At 63.3% G+C, this 18,221-nt stretch carries 16 protein-coding genes; 6 read left to right on the forward strand and 10 right to left on the reverse strand.

Translation table 11 applies throughout. From position 1 onward, the window contains the following. The first annotated feature begins 89 nt into the window (after positions 1-89). The 6 genes from BLS91_RS08965 to BLS91_RS08990 all read left to right on the forward strand — a co-directional run bounded on the left by BLS91_RS08965 (position 90) and on the right by BLS91_RS08990 (position 7,153). Positions 90-1,145, forward strand: coding sequence for a 2,3-butanediol dehydrogenase (locus BLS91_RS08965; protein WP_092340381.1), 1,056 nt, complete (start codon positions 90-92; stop codon positions 1,143-1,145). A gap of 64 nt (positions 1,146-1,209) precedes the next feature. Further along, a complete protein-coding gene (locus BLS91_RS08970) occupies positions 1,210-1,974 on the forward strand; it encodes an MBL fold metallo-hydrolase (RefSeq protein WP_092340382.1) in 765 nt (254 codons plus the stop codon). A 610-nt stretch (positions 1,975-2,584) separates the two neighbouring features. Further along, a complete protein-coding gene (locus tag BLS91_RS08975) occupies positions 2,585-3,538 on the forward strand; it encodes a hypothetical protein (RefSeq protein ID WP_092340383.1) in 954 nt (317 codons plus the stop codon). Continuing rightward, positions 3,539-5,113 (forward strand): hypothetical protein, encoded by a 1,575-nt coding sequence (locus BLS91_RS08980; protein ID WP_241983167.1) that lies wholly within the window; start codon positions 3,539-3,541, stop codon positions 5,111-5,113. Then, a complete protein-coding gene (locus tag BLS91_RS08985) occupies positions 5,070-5,801 on the forward strand; it encodes an ABC transporter ATP-binding protein (protein ID WP_092340384.1) in 732 nt (243 codons plus the stop codon). Before BLS91_RS08980 ends, BLS91_RS08985 begins: the two co-directional genes overlap by 44 nt. Then, positions 5,798-7,153: an ABC transporter permease gene (locus BLS91_RS08990; protein WP_233206130.1), complete on the forward strand. Its 1,356-nt coding sequence runs from the start codon at positions 5,798-5,800 to the stop codon at positions 7,151-7,153. Before BLS91_RS08985 ends, BLS91_RS08990 begins: the two co-directional genes overlap by 4 nt. Before the next feature lie 52 nt (positions 7,154-7,205). On the opposite strand, the gene BLS91_RS08995 is transcribed toward BLS91_RS08990, so the two are convergent. From BLS91_RS08995 to chvE, 10 genes are all read right to left on the reverse strand, one after another. After that, positions 7,206-8,528, reverse strand: coding sequence for a class I SAM-dependent methyltransferase (locus BLS91_RS08995; RefSeq protein WP_092340386.1), 1,323 nt, complete (start codon positions 8,526-8,528; stop codon positions 7,206-7,208). Further along, positions 8,525-8,992, reverse strand: a complete 468-nt coding sequence (locus tag BLS91_RS20595) for a hypothetical protein (RefSeq protein WP_241983166.1) — start codon at positions 8,990-8,992, stop codon at positions 8,525-8,527. Before BLS91_RS20595 ends, BLS91_RS08995 begins: the two co-directional genes overlap by 4 nt. 105 nt (positions 8,993-9,097) lie before the next feature. Next, positions 9,098-9,904, reverse strand: a complete 807-nt coding sequence (locus tag BLS91_RS20600; RefSeq protein ID WP_241983165.1) for an FAD-binding oxidoreductase — start codon at positions 9,902-9,904, stop codon at positions 9,098-9,100. A gap of 105 nt (positions 9,905-10,009) precedes the next feature. After that, positions 10,010-10,987: a class 1b ribonucleoside-diphosphate reductase subunit beta gene (gene nrdF, locus BLS91_RS09005; RefSeq protein WP_092340387.1), complete on the reverse strand. Its 978-nt coding sequence runs from the start codon at positions 10,985-10,987 to the stop codon at positions 10,010-10,012. A gap of 37 nt (positions 10,988-11,024) precedes the next feature. Then, the gene (gene nrdE, locus BLS91_RS09010) at positions 11,025-13,130 is read right to left on the reverse strand and encodes a class 1b ribonucleoside-diphosphate reductase subunit alpha (protein ID WP_092340521.1); all 2,106 of its coding nucleotides are present in this window, start codon (positions 13,128-13,130) and stop codon (positions 11,025-11,027) included. A gap of 29 nt (positions 13,131-13,159) precedes the next feature. After that, positions 13,160-13,564 (reverse strand): class Ib ribonucleoside-diphosphate reductase assembly flavoprotein NrdI, encoded by a 405-nt coding sequence (gene nrdI, locus BLS91_RS09015; RefSeq protein WP_092340388.1) that lies wholly within the window; start codon positions 13,562-13,564, stop codon positions 13,160-13,162. 56 nt (positions 13,565-13,620) lie between these two features. Continuing rightward, complete coding sequence (gene nrdH / locus BLS91_RS09020) at positions 13,621-13,854, reverse strand: glutaredoxin-like protein NrdH (RefSeq protein ID WP_035880942.1); 234 nt, start codon at positions 13,852-13,854, stop codon at positions 13,621-13,623. A gap of 432 nt (positions 13,855-14,286) precedes the next feature. Then, positions 14,287-15,468 carry a multiple monosaccharide ABC transporter permease gene (gene mmsB, locus BLS91_RS09025; protein WP_092340389.1) on the reverse strand — a complete coding sequence of 394 codons (1,182 nt, stop codon included), beginning with the start codon at positions 15,466-15,468 and terminating at the stop codon, positions 14,287-14,289. Continuing rightward, positions 15,468-17,024 (reverse strand): multiple monosaccharide ABC transporter ATP-binding protein, encoded by a 1,557-nt coding sequence (gene mmsA, locus BLS91_RS09030; protein ID WP_420838498.1) that lies wholly within the window; start codon positions 17,022-17,024, stop codon positions 15,468-15,470. The genes mmsB and mmsA overlap by 1 nt, the downstream gene beginning before the upstream one ends. Positions 17,025-17,083: 59 nt before the next feature. Continuing rightward, positions 17,084-18,208 (reverse strand): multiple monosaccharide ABC transporter substrate-binding protein, encoded by a 1,125-nt coding sequence (gene chvE, locus BLS91_RS09035; protein ID WP_092340391.1) that lies wholly within the window; start codon positions 18,206-18,208, stop codon positions 17,084-17,086. Positions 18,209-18,221: the final 13 nt, after the last annotated feature.

Consider the following 18,221-nt stretch of genomic DNA (forward strand, 5'->3'; position numbering starts at 1 on the left):
CCGGCCAGTAGGCTGAAAGTGAGCCGAAGCGTATCGCCGGTGCCACGAGGGTACCGTCGCTGTTTCGGTGCAAGGAGTAGTGAAGCATCATGAAGGCAGCTCGTTTTCACGGCCCGGCAGACATTCGCATCGAGGACATTCCCGCACCCGAACTTCGACCGGGAGCCGTCGCCATCGACGTCGCCTGGTGCGGAATCTGCGGAACCGACCTGCACGAGTACCTCGAAGGGCCGATCTTCATTCCGGCCGAGGGACACCCCCACCCGCTCTCGCACGAAGAAGAACCGGTCACGCTCGGGCACGAGTTCTCCGGCACCGTCACCGCGCTCGGCGAGGGTGTGACCGACCTCGCCGTCGGCGACAACGTCGTGGTCGAACCCTATTTCGTCTGCAACGAGTGTGCTCCCTGCCTGGCTGGCAACTACCACCTCTGCACGAAGATGGGCTTCATCGGCCTGGCCGGCGGAGGCGGCGGACTCAGCGAGAAGGTCGTCGTCGACCGCCGCTGGGTGCACGCGATCGGCGATATCCCGCTCGACGAAGCCGCGCTCATCGAACCGCTGTCCGTTGCCCACCACGCTTTCGTGCGCAGTGGAGCCAAGGCCGGCGATGTCGCCCTCATCGGCGGGGCCGGCCCGATCGGCCTGCTCGTCGCCGCAGTGCTCAAGGCCGAGGGCCTGACCGTGATCATGTCCGAGCTCAGCGAGGCTCGCAAGGAGAAGGCGCGGGTCACCGGGGTGGCCGACCACGTGCTCGATCCCAGCAAGGAAGACGTCGTCGCCCGGGTGCGCGAACTCACCGGCGGCAACGGAGCTGACGTCTGCTTCGAGTGCACCAGCGTGAACGTTGTGCTGGGCCAGTTGTTCGACGCGGTTCGGCCCGCCGGCGTCATCGTGAACGTGTCGATCTGGGGCAAGCCGGCCAGCATCGACATGCAGAAGCTCGTGCTCAAGGAGATCGACCTGCGCGGAACGATCGCGTACGTGCGCGATCACCCGGCCACGATCAAGCTCGTGCAGGACGGCCGGGTCAAGCTGGCTCCCTTCATCACCGGGCGCATCGCCCTCGATGACCTGATCACACAGGGCTTCGACACGCTGATCAACCACAACGAGACCGCGGTCAAGATCATCGTGCACCCGTAATCCGGGTTAACCGGCGGCGCCTCCAGTCGGGGACGCCGCCGATCGCGGCAGTAGGCTGCCTTCTATGCCCGCCATCCTGCGCACGAGCCCGCTCACCCGCAGTCTGCTCGCGCCGAACGCCGGGCCGATGACGCTCGACGGCACCAACAGTTATCTCATCGGAGCACCCGACTCGAGCGGCATCGTCGTAGTCGACCCGGGGCCGCTCGACGAGGGCCACCTCGCGGTCCTCGCCGCGGCCGGCCGGGTGGAACTCGTGCTGATCACGCACCGGCACGCCGACCACACCGCGGCGAGCGTTCGTTTCGCCGAGCTCACCGGAGCCCCGGTGCGGGCGTTCGATGCGGCCTTCTGCGTGAATGGTGACCCACTCAGCGACGGGGAGCTGCTCGCGGTCGCCAGCACCAGCATCCGCGTTCTCGCCACCCCCGGCCACACCGACGACTCGGTCTGCCTATACCTGCCGGGCGACGGCGAAGCCGGCTCTATACTCACCGGCGACACCATTCTCGGCCGCGGTACGTCCATCATCGACGACAGCCTCGCCGACTACCTGGCCTCGCTCGAGACCCTGCGCGCGCTCGGGTCTGCCACCGTTCTGCCCGCGCACGGCCCCGTATTGCCCGACCTCGCGGCCATCTGCACGGTCTACCTGGCGCACCGCCACGAGCGTCTCGATCAGGTGCGGGCCGCGCTTGGCGAACTCGGTTCCACAGCGACGGTGGCACAGGTCACCGATCTCGTTTACGTCCAAACGGATGCCGCGGTGCGGTTCGCAGCCGAGGCCTCCGTCACAGCGCAGCTGGCCTACCTGCGCGCCGAGCGCTGACTGAGCTCGCGAGCCTACTGGTCGGGCTTTTTGTCGTCAGTAGTCCGAGCCGCACGTGCCCGGGCCTCGAGGGTCCGGGCCGTCAGGGCGCGCGCCCGCGCAGCGGCAGTGTCCGCTGCAGCGCTAAATCGGGCATTTCTGCCCCCTGAGCTGGCTGCGCGGGCAACCTTGTTGCTCTGTTTGGGGTTTTGGGCCATGGTGCATTCTCCAATCACGTGAAAACGGGAGATGACTCCTGGTTGAACCCTATCCGCCCGACGTCGACGGCGCCTATGTGACGTTCGTCGGCGCCTCGCTCATCCCTCCACGTCATAACTCCTGCAATCTGTCTCGTCGGTTTTCAGTTCTCCCGTCATTACGCGGGTCTAATCGTCAAGGTCCAGAAATTGCAGGAGTTATGCGGGAAGCCTCAGACGTCCCCCGCAATCTGCCGCTTCGAGGCGTTACCCAGGGCCGCCTTGCATCCGAAACAGACCGAACGGTATGGTTACTGTAGCGCTGCAACTTGGCGTTCACCCCTATTCGCCGTCGCGATGCGCTAGCTTATGGGGAGATCGGGGGCGGCGATCGATACCCGGCGCAGCCCAGACCATGCTCAAAGGGGAACTTCATGCGCCATCGCTCACTACTCACGACCATCGCCGCCGCCGCTCTGCTGTCGTTGACGCTCGCGGGCTGCAGCGCCGAGAAGTCCGCCGAGAAGCTCGACCCGGCCGAAGGCCCTCTGCAGAAGTACATGTCGGGAATCTACGAAGGCTTCGACGAAGACTCGGCGATCGCGGGGCAGAACGAGCAGGAAGAACTCGTAGCTGCCTGCATGTCCGACGAGGGCTTCGACTACTCTCCCGTCGACGCCTCGCAGTACAGCAGCATGATGACCGACACCGACGAATACGGAACCGAGAAATGGGTGGCCGAAAACGGCTACGGCATGAGCCAGTCCCCGGAGCAGATCGCTGAGCAGGAGGCGCAGAGCGCGGAATTCGTCGACCCGAACCAAGACTACCTGGCGTCGCTGTCCGAGAGCGAGCAAACCGCGTACAGCGAAGCACTCTACGGTCCGCAGCCCACCGAAGAGGAGCTCGCCGACGGCTCCTACGTCGACAGCTACGAGATGGCGGGCTGCTACGGCTCCGCCAGTCAGGAAGTCAACGGCGACCAGCCATCGCAGGAAGAACACGCGGCGGTCTACGACGCGATGAGCCTCATGTATGAAGACCTGCAGGCGTCCCCCGCGATCGTGAAGCTCGACGCCGAATGGGCGGCCTGCATGGCCGATGCCGGGTATGCGACCTTCGCGAAGAAGGCGGACGCCCAGGAGTCGATCATGAATGAGCAAAACGCGCTCTACGAAGACCAGACGGGCGCTGCCCCCGACGAGACGATCCTCGCTGATCTGCGAGAGAAGGAACTCGCACTGGCCATGGCCGACTTCACCTGCGCGGAAGACCTTGGCTACACCGAAGCAACGACCAAGGTACAGTTCGAGTTGGAAGAGCAGTTCATCACCGATCACAAGTCCGAGCTCGACGCGCTCATCGCGGACTACGAGCAAGGCAAGTAGGTGTCGCGCCTGTTCGGGCGACGAGCAGCTACAGAGCAAGACGCGACCGAGGTGATCGACGCGATCGACCCCGGCACCTCGCCGGCCCGGTCGCGCAGCCAGGGCTGGCGACGCCTGTTCGCCGGTAACCGGGTGATCTGGGTCATGGCCACGGTGGCCATCATCGCGCTTGTGGCCGGCCTCGGGCTCGGCCAGCTGATCGTCTCACCCGGGCAGGCGGCAGCGGATGCCGATGCTCCCGCCGGCGGTCTCATCACCGTGCCCATCGAAAACCGCACACTGGCCAACGACGTCACCATGCGCGGCGACGCGACCTATGCCGATTCGGTGGAGGTCAGCATTGAAACCGGCGAACTCGCCGGCGCGCCGATCGTCACCGGGCAGGTTCCGGAGGTCGCCGCCATATTCGATACCGCGTCGATCGCGCTCGAGGTCACCGGGCGCCCAGTGATCGTCTTGCCGGGCGACCTGCCGGTCTATCGCACCCTGCGGGTCGGCGTTTCCGGCCCCGACGTTCTGCAGTTCAAGCAGGGTTTGAACGCGGCCGGAATCGATGCCGGCGCGCTCGACTCCGACGTGTTCGACGCGAAGACGGCGAGCGCGGTCACTGCCCTCTACGCCAAGGTCGGCTATCCGGCACCTACCGGCGGCGCCGACGTCGCGAGCGCGGTGAGCAGTGCCGAAGCCGGGGTGACGAGCGCGCAGGCATCCGTTGACAGTGCCAACGGCGCGCTGACCATCGTGCAGGGCACGAGCGCGAACGTTGACGTGGTCGAACAGGGCAACCTGGTGCGCAGCGCTCAGCGCGCCCTCGCCGACCTGCAGGCCGCGGGCACTCCGACCCAGATAGCGGATGCCGAGGACGCCGTCACTCTGGCCCTCGCACGGCAGGCCCAGGCCCTCGCTCCCCGCGACGCGAGCGCCGAGAAGGCCGCCGTCACCGCGGCCAAGGCCGAGTTGACCCGCGCCGGCGAAACCCTGAGCGACGCCCGTGACGGCGCGCTCGCCTACCTGCCGGCCGGCGAAGTGCTCTACCTGCCCGGCCTGCCCCGCCGCGTCGACGAGATCAGCGTGAAACGCGGATCGAGCATCACCGGACCGGTCATGCGCGTCTCCGGCGCGACCCTGGTCATCTCCGGCTCGGCCACGGCGAGCGACGCCGCACTGCTCGAAGTCGGCGCCCCGGCCATGCTCGCCATGCCCGACGGCGACCAGACCGCCACGATCAGCTCGATCCTGCCGGCCGAACCGGCCAGCGGCGAGACGGCTAGCGGCCGGTTCACCGTGCTGTTCGCGCCCGACGCGCTCACCGACGAACAGATCCAGGCCGTGCAGGGCAGCAACGTGCGCGTGCGCATCCCGGTCAGCTCGACCGAGGGCGAAGTGCTCGCCGTTCCGCTCGCCGCGCTGACCGCCGGGCCTGGCGGCGAATCCCGGGTCGAGTTCGACCCCGGCGACAACGCCGAGACCGTGCTGGTCGAGGTGACGACCGGGCTCGCCGCCGAAGGGTTCGTCGAGATCACCGCCGTCGATGGCTCACTCAAGGCCGGCGACCTCGTCGTGGTGGGCCGGTGATGGGCCGGTGCTGACAGCCCCGGTCGTCGAACTGGTCAACGTCACGCGGTCGTTCCCCGGTCCGCCCGAGGTGCAGGCGCTCAAATCGGTCAACCTGCGGGTGGAGCGCGGCGACTACCTGTCGATCGTCGGCCCCAGCGGCTCGGGTAAGTCGACCATGCTCAACCTGCTCGGCCTGCTCGACCGGCCGAGCGTGGGCGAATACCACCTCGACGGCCGGGACACGAGCCTGCTCGACGAGAAGCAGCGCGCCATCGTGCGCGGCGGCACCATCGGCTTCGTCTTTCAGGCCTTTCACCTGCTGCCGCACCGCACCGTGCTCGACAACGTGCTGCTCGCCACCCTGTACAGCGGCGTGCCGCGCGCCGAACGCGAGGACCGCGCCCGCGCCGCCCTTGACCGGGTGAAGCTCAACCACCGCCTCGACTTTCTGCCCGGCCCCCTCTCCGGCGGTGAACGCCAGCGCGTGGCGGTGGCCCGCGCCGTCGTCGCCTCGCCCGAGCTATTGCTCGCCGACGAACCCACCGGAAACCTCGACGAGACCACCGGCGGCGAGGTCATGGATCTCTTCGAGGAACTGCACGCCGACGGCCTCACCCTCATCGTCATCACCCACGACCAGGCGGTGAGCGATCGGGCCGAGCGGCGCGTGCGCATCACCGACGGTCGCCTGAGCGAGTTGTCGTGACGTTTTCCTTCAAGCGGATGCTGCGCCGCCGTTCCCGCGCCGCCGCCGTCCCCGAGACTGTCTCGGGGGACGATCTGACGGCATCCACTGAACTGGCACCTGGCGCCGCCAGCATCGTTCCGGTCATTCGCCGTGCCGACCGGTTCTCGGTTCAGGACCTGCTGGTGGAGGCGAGCTACGGCGTCGGGGCACGTCCCAGCCGACTCATCATGACAACCCTCGGAACCGTGCTCGGCATCGCCTCGCTCGTCGTCACGATCGGGTTCGCGCAGACCGCCGCCGGGCAGATTTCCAGCCAGTTCGACGCCGTTTCGGCGACCCAGGTCATGATCGAACCGGCCACGACCCGCAACTCGAGCGGCGCCGAGCAGGCCACCAGTCGGCTGCCGTGGGATGCCCCGGAGCGGCTCGATCGCCTGGCGGGGGTGGAACGCGCGGGTCTCGTGGCCGATATCGACGTGGCCGGCCAGCTCATCACGTCTGTTCCGGTGAACGATCCTTCGGCCGCGCAGACTCTGAGTCCCGCCGTCATCGCCACCTCGCCGGGCCTGCTCGCGGCAGTGCGCGGCAACATCGTCACCGGGCGCTACTTCGATGCCGGCCATGACGAGCGTGCCGATCGGGTGGTCGTGCTCGGCGCGCGGGCGGCCGAGACGCTCGGCATAAACCGGGTCGACTCGCAGCCGTCGATCTTCATCGGCGACGTTCCCTACACCGTCATCGGCATCATCGACGGCGTCGAACGCCGCGCCAACCTGCTCGACGCTGTGATTCTGCCGATGGGCACCGCCCGCGCCGACTTCGCCCTGACCGCTCCGGCCGAACTGCACGTGCAGATCGCTGTCGGCGCCGGCACACTCGTAGCGCGGCAGGCACCGATCGCGCTCGACCCGAATGCTCCCGAGAACTTCACGGTGCAGGCACCAGCCACCGCCTCGTCACTGCAAGACAACATTCAGGCCGACATCAACGTTGTCTTTCTCACGCTCGGCATTCTCGCCCTGCTCGCTGGCGGTCTCGGCATCGCCAACGTCACCCTGCTCTCGGTGATGGAACGGGTCGGTGAGATCGGTCTGCGCCGGGCCCTCGGTGCTACCAAACGCGACATCGCCCGGCAGTTCATCGTGGAGTCGGCGGTGATCGGGCTGCTCGGCGGCCTGATCGGCTCGGCTCTCGGGGTGTTCGCGGTGGTCGTCGTGTCGCTGCTGCAGGGTTGGACGCCCATCCTCGATCCCGTAGTCGCCATCGGCGCGGCCCTGCTCGGAACCGTCGTCGGCCTCGCCGCCGGCGCTTACCCGGCGGTGCGCGCCTCCAACATCGAGCCGATCACGGCCCTGCGCGGCGGAACCTGAGGGGTTCCGGCCGCCGCGCGTTGAACCGTTTTCTCACCGAGCCGGGCTACGGTTACGGCGTCCACCACGACCGCAACGGCAGTTCGCCGACACCGCCACGTTCGTCGGGCCTGGTCATCAGCACCTGGTGCAGTTGGATCCCATTGCTCTCGAACCCGAGCCTCGAGCCCGCCATGTACAGCCCCCACACCTTTGCCGTGGGCAGCCCGACCTCCTCGACCGCCTCGTCCCAATGCTCGACCAGGTTGGCGCACCAATCGCGCAGCGTCAGCGCGTAGTGCTGGCGCAGGTTCTCCTCGTGCAGCACCTCCAGACCCACATCCTGCGCCTCGCTGATGATCCGGCCCGAGCCGGTGAGCTCTCCGTCGGGAAAGACATAGCGATCGATGAAGCCTCGGGTCGCCGGCTCGGTGCGGTTCTCTGGCCGGGTGATGCAGTGGTTGAGCAACAAGCCTCCGGGGCGCAGTCTGTCCTGCAGAAAACGAAAGTACGACGAATAGTTGCGCACGCCGATGTGCTCGAGCAGCCCAATGGATGACACGGCGTCAAAGCCGGTTTCGGTGATGTCGCGGTAGTCACCGAATCGAACCTCCGCCAGATCGCTCAGGCCCTCGTCGGCGATGGCCCGCTGCGCCCACTCAGCCTGCTCTCTCGACAACGTCACACCGGTGGAGCGGATGCCGCGGCGGGCGGCGTAGCGCACCATACTGCCCCAGCCGCAGCCGACATCGAGCAACCGGTCGCCGGGGTTCAACCGCAACTTCTCGAACACGAGCCGGTACTTGTTCTCCTGCGCCTGGTCGAGGGGGGCGTCGCTGTCTGGGTAGCAGGCGCAGGTGTACGTCATCGATGGCCCGAGCACCCACTCGTAAAACCGGTTCGACACGTCGTAGTGGTGGTGGATCGCTTCGGCGTCACGTGTCTTGCTGTGCCGCAGCCCGCTGGCGACGCGGCGCCATCGAGCCTGCGCTTCTTCCGGCGGCGGACTGATCGGGCGCAACTGCCTCACACCGATAGAGCGGATGATGTCCACCATCATCCGCGCGCGTGGCCGGGTGAACTCGAGGCTGTTGGCGAGCGCCTTGAGCAGCTCATAGGGGTCACCGGGGTGCACACCGTGGATGTCGAGGTCGCCGGCGATATAGGCGCGGGCCAGTCCGAGGTCACCGCGGCCGGTAGCGAGGTAGGTCGTGCCGCGCGGGGCCAGAAGGTCCAGCCCGAACGGCGCATCCGGTGGTCCCGCCGTGCTCCCGTCGTAAGCGGTGAAGCTCACCGGGAGGCGACCGCCGGCCAGAATCTCCAGAACCTGCGCGAGGGTGAACTTGCCCGCCGGGGCATCCGTCGTCTGTATCGCCTGATCCTTGAACGTGGTCACTGTCGTTGCACCGCCTTCGCATAGAGGTCGAGGAGGCGGGAATCGGGGTCGTACCGCTTCTTCGCGGCCCGATAGACGTCCCCGCCGTAGAGTTCGTCGAACTCCTCCCGTGAGTAGTAGGAGTCGGAGTAGAGCGATTTGTGCCCGTGAAGGTCGCCGATCTTGCGTTCGATCAGCCGGTTCGTCTCGCCCTCGACCTGCCCAACCGGCACCGTCGACCAGAACCCGACGTTCACGTAACTCTGTCGCGGTCGAATCGGGTAGAGCGGCCAGCGATCGTCGGCTCTCAAGCGCAGCGGGCACAGCCAAATCGGAGCGATCGGTACGGTCTCGAGGAACCAATCCAGAAATTCCGTGCACCGCTCCAGGGGCAGCTCGACGTCTTGCACCACCCGCTCACGGGGCGGCTTGCCGTGCAGTTTCTCAAGGCGATCGCCAAGGTGGAACCGCTGTTCGATCCGCATCAGCGTGGCGTAGAAGCTGCTGCGGCGGTAGCGCGCGGGCCAGAACCGACGAATAAGCGGATGCTGCGCGCCAAACGCCTCAGAGCACCAGAACCAGTCCGTGTCTTAGCGCCACAGGTAGTCGTAGATCGTGAGGCGGTCGGTTGTCACGCCGCGCTCGTGCCGCATGGAGCGATAGTAGATCTGTTGGCCGGTGTAGTCGCTGACCGGGCCGGGCGCGCCAGTCTGTCTACCCACGCAGAGGTAGCTTTCGTCGGCGCTGAACACCACGCCGTCGAGATAGTCAACCGCGACGCCGTCGAGGCTGCCGGTGGCCATGATGCCGTCTATAGCGGCGACCAAATCGACGGGCGAGTGGAACCGCACGTGCGCGAGAGCGACGAAGGGTTTGACGGGTTCGAGTTCGATGCGCAGGCGCACCGCGTAGCCCAGAGTTCCGTAGGAGTTGGGGAAGGCGCGGTACAGCGCGGTGTTCTCGCTCGATGATACGGTCAGCACTTCTCCGGCGCCGGTCAGGACGTCCAGTTCGAGCACCGACTCGTGGGGCAGGCCGTTGCGGAACGACGTCGACTCGATTCCGAGGCCGGTGACCGCGCCGCCAAGGGTGATGGTCTTGAGCTGTGGCACGACCAACGGCACCAGCCCGTAGCGCAGCGTCTCGGCGACGAGGTCGTCGTAGGTGCACATGCCGGCCACGTCCGCCGTTTGCGCCGCAGCATCCACTGAGATGACGCCGGTCAGGCCGGACGTGTCGAGGCCTGTCGCCCCGGTCTTCGATCGGGTTCGGAACAGATTCGAGGTGCGCTTGGCCAGTCGAATCGGGGCCGTTGCCGGGACGGCCCGATATCGCTGCAGAAGGCGCTGCACGCCTGCGGCGTGAGCGCTCTGGGCGTTGACCACAGCAGCGGGCACACCATCACGTTAGTCCCATGCGGCATCCGCCGCGACCGGTAATTCACATGGCGAGCAATAAGAGCGGTGGCCCAAGCCTCCGCCCTTCCCGCACCAGACGCTCCTCTAGAAGTCCCAGTCGTCGTCCTCGGTCACAACAGCCTTGCCGATGACATACGACGAACCCGAACCCGAGAAGAAGTCGTGGTTCTCGTCGCCGTTGGGTGAGAGCGCCGAGAGAATCGCCGGGTTCACGTCGCAGACGTCCTTCGGGAAGATCGCCTCGTAGCCGAGGTTCATCAGCGCCTTGTTGGCGTTGTAGTGCAGAAACATCTTCACGTCTTCGGTCAAGCCGACCTCGTCGTACAGGTCCTGCGTGTACTGCACCTCGTTCTCGTACAGCTCGAACACGAGGTTGAAGGCGTAGTCCTTGATCTCGTCGCGACGTTCCTGAGTGGCCTTCTCAAGGCCCTTCTGGAACTTGTAGCCGATGTAGTAGCCGTGCACCGCTTCGTCACGAATGATCAAGCGGATGAGGTCGGCCGTGTTGGTGAGGCGGGCCCGGCTGGAGAAATACATGGGCAGGTAAAAGCCCGAGTAGAACAGGAAGGACTCGAGCAGAACCGAGGCCACCTTGCGCTTCAGCGGGTCGTCGCCCTGGTAGTAGTCCATCACGATCGAGGCCTTGCGCTGCAGGTTCTCGTTCTCGGTCGACCAGCGGAACGCCTCGTCGATGTCCTTGGTGTTGCTCAGGGTCGAGAAGATCGACGAGTAGCTTTTGGCATGCACGGATTCCATGAACGCGATGTTCGTGTACACGGCTTCCTCGTGCGGCGTGATCGCATCAGGGATGAGCGAGACGGCGCCGACGGTGCCCTGGATCGTGTCGAGCAGGGTCAGCCCGGTGAACACGCGCAGGGTGAGCTGCTGCTCCACCGGGGTGAGCTGGTTCCACGACTGGATGTCGTTGCTCAGCGGGATCTTCTCGGGCAGCCAGAAGTTGTTGGTGAGGCGGTTCCACACCTCGACATCTTTCTCATCTTCGATCTTGTTCCAGTTGATCGCATCAACATGCGACACCAACTTGACCTTGGGGCTACTCATGATTCGTCCTTCATAGACATTCCGGTGTTCAGAAAAGTTACAGCGCGCACGAGACGCAACCCTCAACCTCAGTGCCCTCAAGGGCCATTTGACGCAGACGGATGTAGTAGATGGTCTTGATGCCCTTTTTCCACGCGTAGATCTGGGCGCGGTTGATGTCGCGGGTGGTGGCGGTGTCCTTGAAGAACAGCGTCAGCGAGAGGCCCTGGTCCACGTGCTGCGTCGCCGCCGCGTACACGTCGATGACCTTCTCGTAGCCGATCTCGTAGGCGTCCTGGTAGTAGTCCAGGTTGTCGTTCGTCATGAACGGCGCCGGGTAGTACACGCGGCCCAGCTTGCCTTCCTTGCGGATCTCGATCTTCGCTGCGATCGGGTGGATCGACGCGGTGGAGTTGTTGATGTACGAGATCGACCCGGTGGGCGGCACGGCCTGCAGGTTCTGGTTGTAGATACCGTGCTTCACAACGGATGCCTTGAGCTCGGCCCAATCCGCCTGCGTGGGAATCGACACCCCGGCCTGGCTGAACAGCTCGGCGCCGCGGGCGGTGGTCGGCTCCCAGACCTGGTCGGTGTACTTGTCGAAGAACGCACCGGAGGCGTAGGAGGAGTTCTCGAAGCCCTCGAAGGTGCCACCGCGCTCGATGGCGATGGCGTTGGAGGCCGTCAACGCGTGGAACAACACCGTGTAGAAGTAGATGTTGGTGAAGTCGATGCTTTCTTCGCTGCCATAGTAGATGCGCTCGCGGGCCAGGTAGCCGTGCAGGTTCATCTGGCCAAGGCCGATGGCGTGCGAACGGTCGTTACCGTCTTCGATGGAGCGAACCGAGCTGATGTGGCTCTGCTCGGACACCGCGTTCAGGCCACGGATGGCCGCGTTCACGGTGCGACCGAGGTTGCCGGAGTCCATCGCCAGGGCGATGTTCATCGAGCCGAGGTTGCAGGAGATGTCCTTGCCGATCTCGTTGTACGAGAGGTCCTCGTTGTACGTGGTCGGGGTGTTCACCTGCAGAATCTCGGAGCAGAGGTTCGACATGTTGATACGACCCTCGATCGGGTTCGCCTTGTTGACGGTGTCCTCGAACATGATGTACGGGTAGCCGGACTCGAACTGGATCTCCGCGAGGGTCTGGAAGAACTCGCGCGCCTTCATCTTGGACTTCTTGATGCGGGGGTTGTCGACCATCTCGTGATATTTCTCGGTCACGGAGATGTCGGCGAAGGGCACGCCGTAGACCTTTTCCACGTCGTACGGCGAGAAGAGGTACATCCACTCGTCGTTCTTGGCGAGCTCGAAGGTGATGTCGGGAATGACGACGCCGAGCGAGAGGGTCTTGATGCGAATCTTCTCGTCGGCGTTCTCACGCTTGGTGTCGAGAAAACGCATGATGTCTGGGTGGTGCGCCTGCAGGTAGACCGCTCCCGCGCCCTGGCGGGCACCGAGCTGGTTGGCGTAGCTGAAGGAGTCTTCGAGCAGCTTCATCACGGGAATGATGCCGCTGGACTGGTTCTCGATCTGCTTGATCGGCGCGCCGGCCTCACGAATGTTGCTCAGCAGCAGCGCCACGCCGCCGCCACGCTTGGAGAGCTGCAACGAGGAGTTGATGCCGCGGGAGATCGACTCCATGTTGTCTTCGATGCGCAGCAGGAAGCACGAGACGAGCTCGCCGCGCTGAGCCTTGCCAGAGTTCAAAAACGTGGGGGTCGCGGGCTGGAAGCGTCCGGCGATGATCTCTTCGACCAGGGCGACGGCGAGCTTCTCATCACCGGAGGCGAGACCCAGCGCGGTCATGACGACGCGGTCTTCGAAACGCTCGAGGTAACGCTTGCCGTCGAAGGTCTTCAGCGTGTACGAGGTGTAGTACTTGAAGGCACCGAGGAAGCTCTGAAAACGGAACTTCTTCGAGTACGCGAGGTCGTTCAGGCTCGTGATGAACTCGAACGAGTACTGGTCGAGTACGGCCTGTTCGTAGTATTCCTTCTCGACCAGGTAGTCGAGGCGCTCGCGCAGCGAGTGAAAGAACACGGTGTTCTGGTTGACGTGCTGCAGGAAGAACTCGCGGGCAGCCTCGCGGTCCTTGTCGAACTGGATCTCCCCGTTCGGGCCGTACAGGTTGAGCATCGCGTTGAGCGAGTGGTAGTCCATGCCCGACGGTGCATCGATGGGCGTGATCTTCACGGCTGTTGTTTCCAAAATTCTTCCAATCCGTCGTGAACGATGCGCACATCATCCGGTGTTCCAAATACTTCGAAGCGATAGAGGTGGGGCACCTTGCACTTGGCGGCGATGATGTCGCCAGCCAGGCAGTATGCCGTACCGAAATTCATGTTGCCGGCGCCGATGACGCCGCGAATCAACGACCGATTGGTCTCGTTGTTCAAAAACTTGATGACCTGCTTGGGCACCGCCCCGCCCACACTGCCACCACCATAGGTGGGCACGCAGAGCACGAACGGCTCCTGGGCGACGAGCGGCTCCTCACGCGCATGAAGCGGGATTCGCGCTGCCGTTCGACCAAGTTTCTCGACAAACCGGGCAGTGTTGCCTGAGGTGCTCGAGAAGTACACGATGTCAGTCATCTAGTCTGGCGATTCTGATCGGGCGGCGCGTTGAGGCGGGGGTGTGCTGGTGGTGGCTACGCGAGGCGAGCAGCGAGTGCGTTGATCTTGTCTGGACGAAAGCCCGACCAGTGCTCTTCGTCGGTGATCACGACGGGCGCCTGCAGGTAGCCCAATGCCTTGACAGCTTCGAGGGCGTTTTCGTCGACCGAGAGGTCGAGCACCTCATACTCGATGCCCTTGTTGTCGAGGGCACGGTAGGTGGCCGTGCACTGCACGCAGGAGGGCTTCGTGTAAACGGTGATTGCCATGATTATGGCCTTTCTTCTTGGCAGGTCAAGTCTAAAACTGTTCGATATACTTCGCAAGTATGTTCGATGAAACTCTTCGATTTCCGGCGAGTATTCGTCAGAAATCGTCGTTCAAAGTGAGCAAGCGTACTGTCGGGCTGTAGTGCCTGACTAGAGTTTCAATACTACATCTAGTGATCGCTACGCTCAATAGCCACTACATGCAGTAATTACATTTGTGTAGTTATCCACCGACATTCCACACGTTGCCCACAGTCCCCCGGCGCAAAACCGCCGACATTCCGCGGAACTGCACCGGGTTATCCACAGGCACCGCCCGGAACATTATTTTGCCTGTGGAATCTCGGGCGGCGTGTCGTATCGGCTGGCCCCAGGCACACGAGAGCCCCGACGTCCGAAGACAGTCGGGGCTCTATCGTGAGTCGAATTCGGTCAGTGACTGCCGGAACGACGCTTGTTGTAGACGTCGAAAGCCACGGCGCCCAACAGCACGAGCCCCTTGATGAGCTGTTGGAACTCTGTTCCCACACCGAGAATCGACATACCGTTGTTCAGGATCCCAATGATCAGGCCACCGATGATGGCACCGGTCACCGTGCCGATACCGCCCGTAACCGCCGCGCCACCGATGAATACGGCCGCAATTGCATCAAGTTCGAAGCCATCACCGGCCTTGGGATTGGCGAGGTTCAGCTGTGCGGTGAAGACCAGGCCGGCGAGGGCCGCGATAACGCCCATGTTAACGAAGAGCAAGAACGTGACCCGCTTGGTCTTTACACCCGAGAGGGCCGCCGCGAGCCTGTTCCCGCCAAGCGCGTACACATGTCGCCCGAAGACGCTTCGAGACATCACTGCGGAATATCCCACGGTGAGAATGCCGAGCACGACGAGCACGATCGGAGTGCCACGGTAGCTGGCGAGCAGGAACGTTATCAATAGGATCAGTCCAGCGGTGAACACGAGCTTGACCAGGAACCACGCTAGCGGTTCATCTTCCACGTCGTACTTCCTGCGCGCCATGCGAGATCTCACGCCCTGAGCCACCAGCAGGACGGTTGCGAGTAATCCCAGCCCCACTGTCAGCGGTTCCAGCAGACTCGTTCCGCCCCCGAGGTCCGGCAGGAACCCACTGCCAAGCGCACGGAACTCGTCAGGGAACGGCGAGATTTGCTGGTTTTGCAGAGCGATCTGAGTGAGACCACGGAATGTGAGCATGCCGGCCAAGGTGACGATGAAGGCCGGTATGCCAAAGTAGGCGATCCAGAACCCCTGCCACATTCCCACGAGCGCACCCAGGATCAGGCAGAGAATGATGGCCCCCCACCACGGAATATGCCATTGGGTGATCATGACCCCCGACATCGCGCCAACGAAGGCCACAACCGAGCCCACCGACAAATCGATATGGCCCGCGATGATCACCATGACCATACCGACCGCGAGGATAAGGATGTAGCTGTTCTGCACGATCAGGTTCGACACGTTGATCGGCTTCAGCGTAATTCCTGAAGTCGCCACTTGGAAGAAAATGATGATGGCAATCAGAGCGATGAACAGGCCGATCTGGCGGAGCTGTCCGGCGAGATAGTCGAGTGAGGATCTGAAGACAGTCATCAGCTTTCCTTGTCCCTTTCCTGGGTCATTCGTTGCATGAGATATTCGGCTGTGGCCTGGCTGCGTGGCACATCCGCGGTGATACGCCCCTCCGCCAGAGTGTAAATACGATCGCAGATACCGAGTAGCTCCGGCAGCTCGGAAGAAATGACGATGACCCCCTTCCCCTCATCGGCGAGCCGATTGATGATTCCATAGATTTCGTACTTAGCACCCACGTCGATACCACGGGTGGGCTCGTCCAGGATGAGCACGTCGGGGTCTGAGAACATCCACTTCGAGAGCACGACCTTTTGCTGATTCCCGCCAGAGAGCTTGCCGGTAATTGCTTCCACGCTCGGTGCCTTGATGTTCATACTTTTGAGAAAGCCTTCCGCGACGGTGGACTCGCGGTTCGCATCGACCCAGCCGCTCCGTGCCAGCTTCTGCAGCGCGGCCAGCGAGATATTGCGCTGGATGTTTTCGATCAGGTTGAGACCGAAGTGTTTGCGGTCCTCAGTGGCATAGGCAAGGCCGTGGCCGATGGCCGCCGAGACCGTGTTGGTCTTGATCAGCACCCCATTCTTGAACACTCTCCCCGAGATTTTGGCCCCGTAACTGTGGCCGAAGACGCTCATCGCCAGCTCGGTGCGCCCGGCCCCCATGAGGCCAGCGATGCCTACAATCTCGCCCGCTTTCACGTGGATATTGGCGTCCTTGACGACCATACGATCATGGTGCAGTGGATGGTAGACAGTCCAGTCCTCTACGCGCAGGATCTCTTCGCCGATGTGCGGCGTGTGGTCCGGATACCGACTCCCCAGGTCTCGGCCAACCATCCCCTTGATGATGCGCTCCTCCGAAATCTCATCCTTGTGCATGTCGAGGGTCTCAATGGTCTTGCCATCTCGGATGATCGTGACCTTGTCGGCGATTGCCTTAATCTCATTCAGCTTGTGGCTGATCATGATCGAGGTGATCCCTTGGCCTTTCAGGTGCTTGATCAGATCAAGCAGGTGCGCTGAGTCCTCGTCATTGAGAGCGGCGGTCGGCTCATCCAGGATGAGCAGCTTCACCTCCTTGGAGAGCGCCTTCGCGATCTCCACGAGTTGCTGCTTGCCGACGCCGATGTCGGTTACTTTCGTGATGGGGTTGTCTTTCAGCCCCACTCTGGCGAGGAGTTTGGCCGCCTCGCGGTTGGTCTTATTCCAGTCGATCCAGCCATTCGTCTGCTGCTCGTTGCCGAGGTAGATGTTCTCGGCGATCGACAGGTAGGGACTCAGCGCGAGCTCCTGGTGGATGATAACGATGCCCGTGGCCTCGGACTCGTTGATGGTCTTGAACTCGACGGTCTCGTTCTCGAAAACGATCTCGCCGTCGTAACTGCCGTGCGCGTAAACGCCACTCAGCACCTTCATCAAGGTGGACTTTCCCGCACCGTTCTCACCACAAATAGCATGAATCTGGCCGCGTTCGACCGCGAGGGAGACATCCTGGAGTGCCTTGACACCTGGGAAGGTCTTCGTGATGCCGCGCATCTCGAGAATGTTGGTTGTCACCGTTGCTCCTTCTTTCATGCCTGAGGGGTAGTCGTGGCGGCGGTTCCCCACCGCCACGACCTGTTGGGGAGGGGGACTTACTTCAGGTCGGCTTCGGTGTAGTACCCGCTATCGACGAGAACCTCCTTGTAGTTGTCGATGGTGACCACGGTGGGCTGGAACAGGAAGGTCGGGACGTCCTTGACCTTGTTGTTATAACTCTTCGTGTCGTTGACCTCCGGGATCTTGCCGTTCAGGATGTCATCGGCCATCTTCACGGCTTCCTTGCCCAGTTGGCGAGTGTCCTTGTAGATCGTTGAATACTGCTGGCCCGAGATGATCGACTTGACCGACGCAGCTTCAGCGTCCTGGCCGGTGATGACCGGCAGGGCGTCCGCGGAGTAACCCGAGCTTGTCAGCGCCGAGATGATGCCGATGGAGAGGCCGTCATACGGGGACAGCACACCGTCAACCTTGCTGCCGTCCGAGTATGTGCTGGCGATGAGGTTCTGCATCCGTTTCTGTGCTGTCGAGGGGTCCCAACGCAACGTGGCGACCTGCGTGAAACCAGTCTGGCCACTCTTGACGTTGAGAACGCCCTTGTCGATGTAAGGCTGCAGGGTCTCCATCGCGCCGTTGAAGAAGAACGTCGCGTTGTTGTCGTCGGGGCTTCCGGCGAACAGCTCAACATTGAACGGGCCGGCCTCGCTGGTGTCCTTACCGGAAGCATCGAGGATGCCCAGGCCGGTGAGCAGGCTGGATGCCTGGTCGACACCAACCTTGAAGTTGTCGAACGTGGTGTAGTAGTCGACGTTTTTGTTGCCGTTAATCAGGCGGTCGTATGCGATGACCTTGACGCCCGACTTGCCGGCCTGGTCAAGCTGGTCGCTCAGCGCTGTTCCATCGATTGAGGCGATAATGAGGATCTTCGCGCCCTTAGTGAGCATGTTGCTGATCTGCTGCACCTGCGTGGGGATCTTGTCATCCGCGTACTCAAGGTCGACCTTGTAACCGAGCGCCTCCAGGTCGGCTTTGACGGCGTCGCCGTCTTTGATCCACCGCTCGGAGGTCTTGGTTGGCATGGCCACCCCGATGAGCGCACCCTTGTTGGCTCCCGCAGCGTCAGTCGTGGTGGTCGAACCACCACGGGTTCCCGAGCAGGCCGCGAGCGTGAGTGCGAGTCCAATGGCAGCAATGCCGATAAGGACCTTTCGTGTCTTCACTGTGTTTCCCTTC

The sequence above is a fragment of the Cryobacterium flavum genome, from assembly GCF_900103805.1.
Classification (GTDB): domain Bacteria; phylum Actinomycetota; class Actinomycetes; order Actinomycetales; family Microbacteriaceae; genus Cryobacterium; species Cryobacterium flavum.

Coding starts and splice junctions, on each gene's coding strand:
- mmsA (WP_420838498.1), bottom strand. CDS start 17,024: ATGAAAGAAGGAGCAACGGTGACAACCAACATTCTCGAGATGCGCGGC.
- BLS91_RS08965 (WP_092340381.1), top strand. CDS start 90: ATGAAGGCAGCTCGTTTTCACGGCCCGGCAGACATTCGCATCGAGGAC.
- nrdE (WP_092340521.1), bottom strand. CDS start 13,130: ATGGACTACCACTCGCTCAACGCGATGCTCAACCTGTACGGCCCGAAC.
- BLS91_RS08970 (WP_092340382.1), top strand. CDS start 1,210: ATGCCCGCCATCCTGCGCACGAGCCCGCTCACCCGCAGTCTGCTCGCG.
- BLS91_RS08975 (WP_092340383.1), top strand. CDS start 2,585: ATGCGCCATCGCTCACTACTCACGACCATCGCCGCCGCCGCTCTGCTG.
- BLS91_RS08985 (WP_092340384.1), top strand. CDS start 5,070: ATGGCTCACTCAAGGCCGGCGACCTCGTCGTGGTGGGCCGGTGATGGG.
- BLS91_RS20595 (WP_241983166.1), bottom strand. CDS start 8,992: ATGCGGATCGAACAGCGGTTCCACCTTGGCGATCGCCTTGAGAAACTG.
- nrdF (WP_092340387.1), bottom strand. CDS start 10,987: ATGAGTAGCCCCAAGGTCAAGTTGGTGTCGCATGTTGATGCGATCAAC.
- nrdH (WP_035880942.1), bottom strand. CDS start 13,854: ATGGCAATCACCGTTTACACGAAGCCCTCCTGCGTGCAGTGCACGGCC.
- mmsB (WP_092340389.1), bottom strand. CDS start 15,468: ATGACTGTCTTCAGATCCTCACTCGACTATCTCGCCGGACAGCTCCGC.
- nrdI (WP_092340388.1), bottom strand. CDS start 13,564: ATGACTGACATCGTGTACTTCTCGAGCACCTCAGGCAACACTGCCCGG.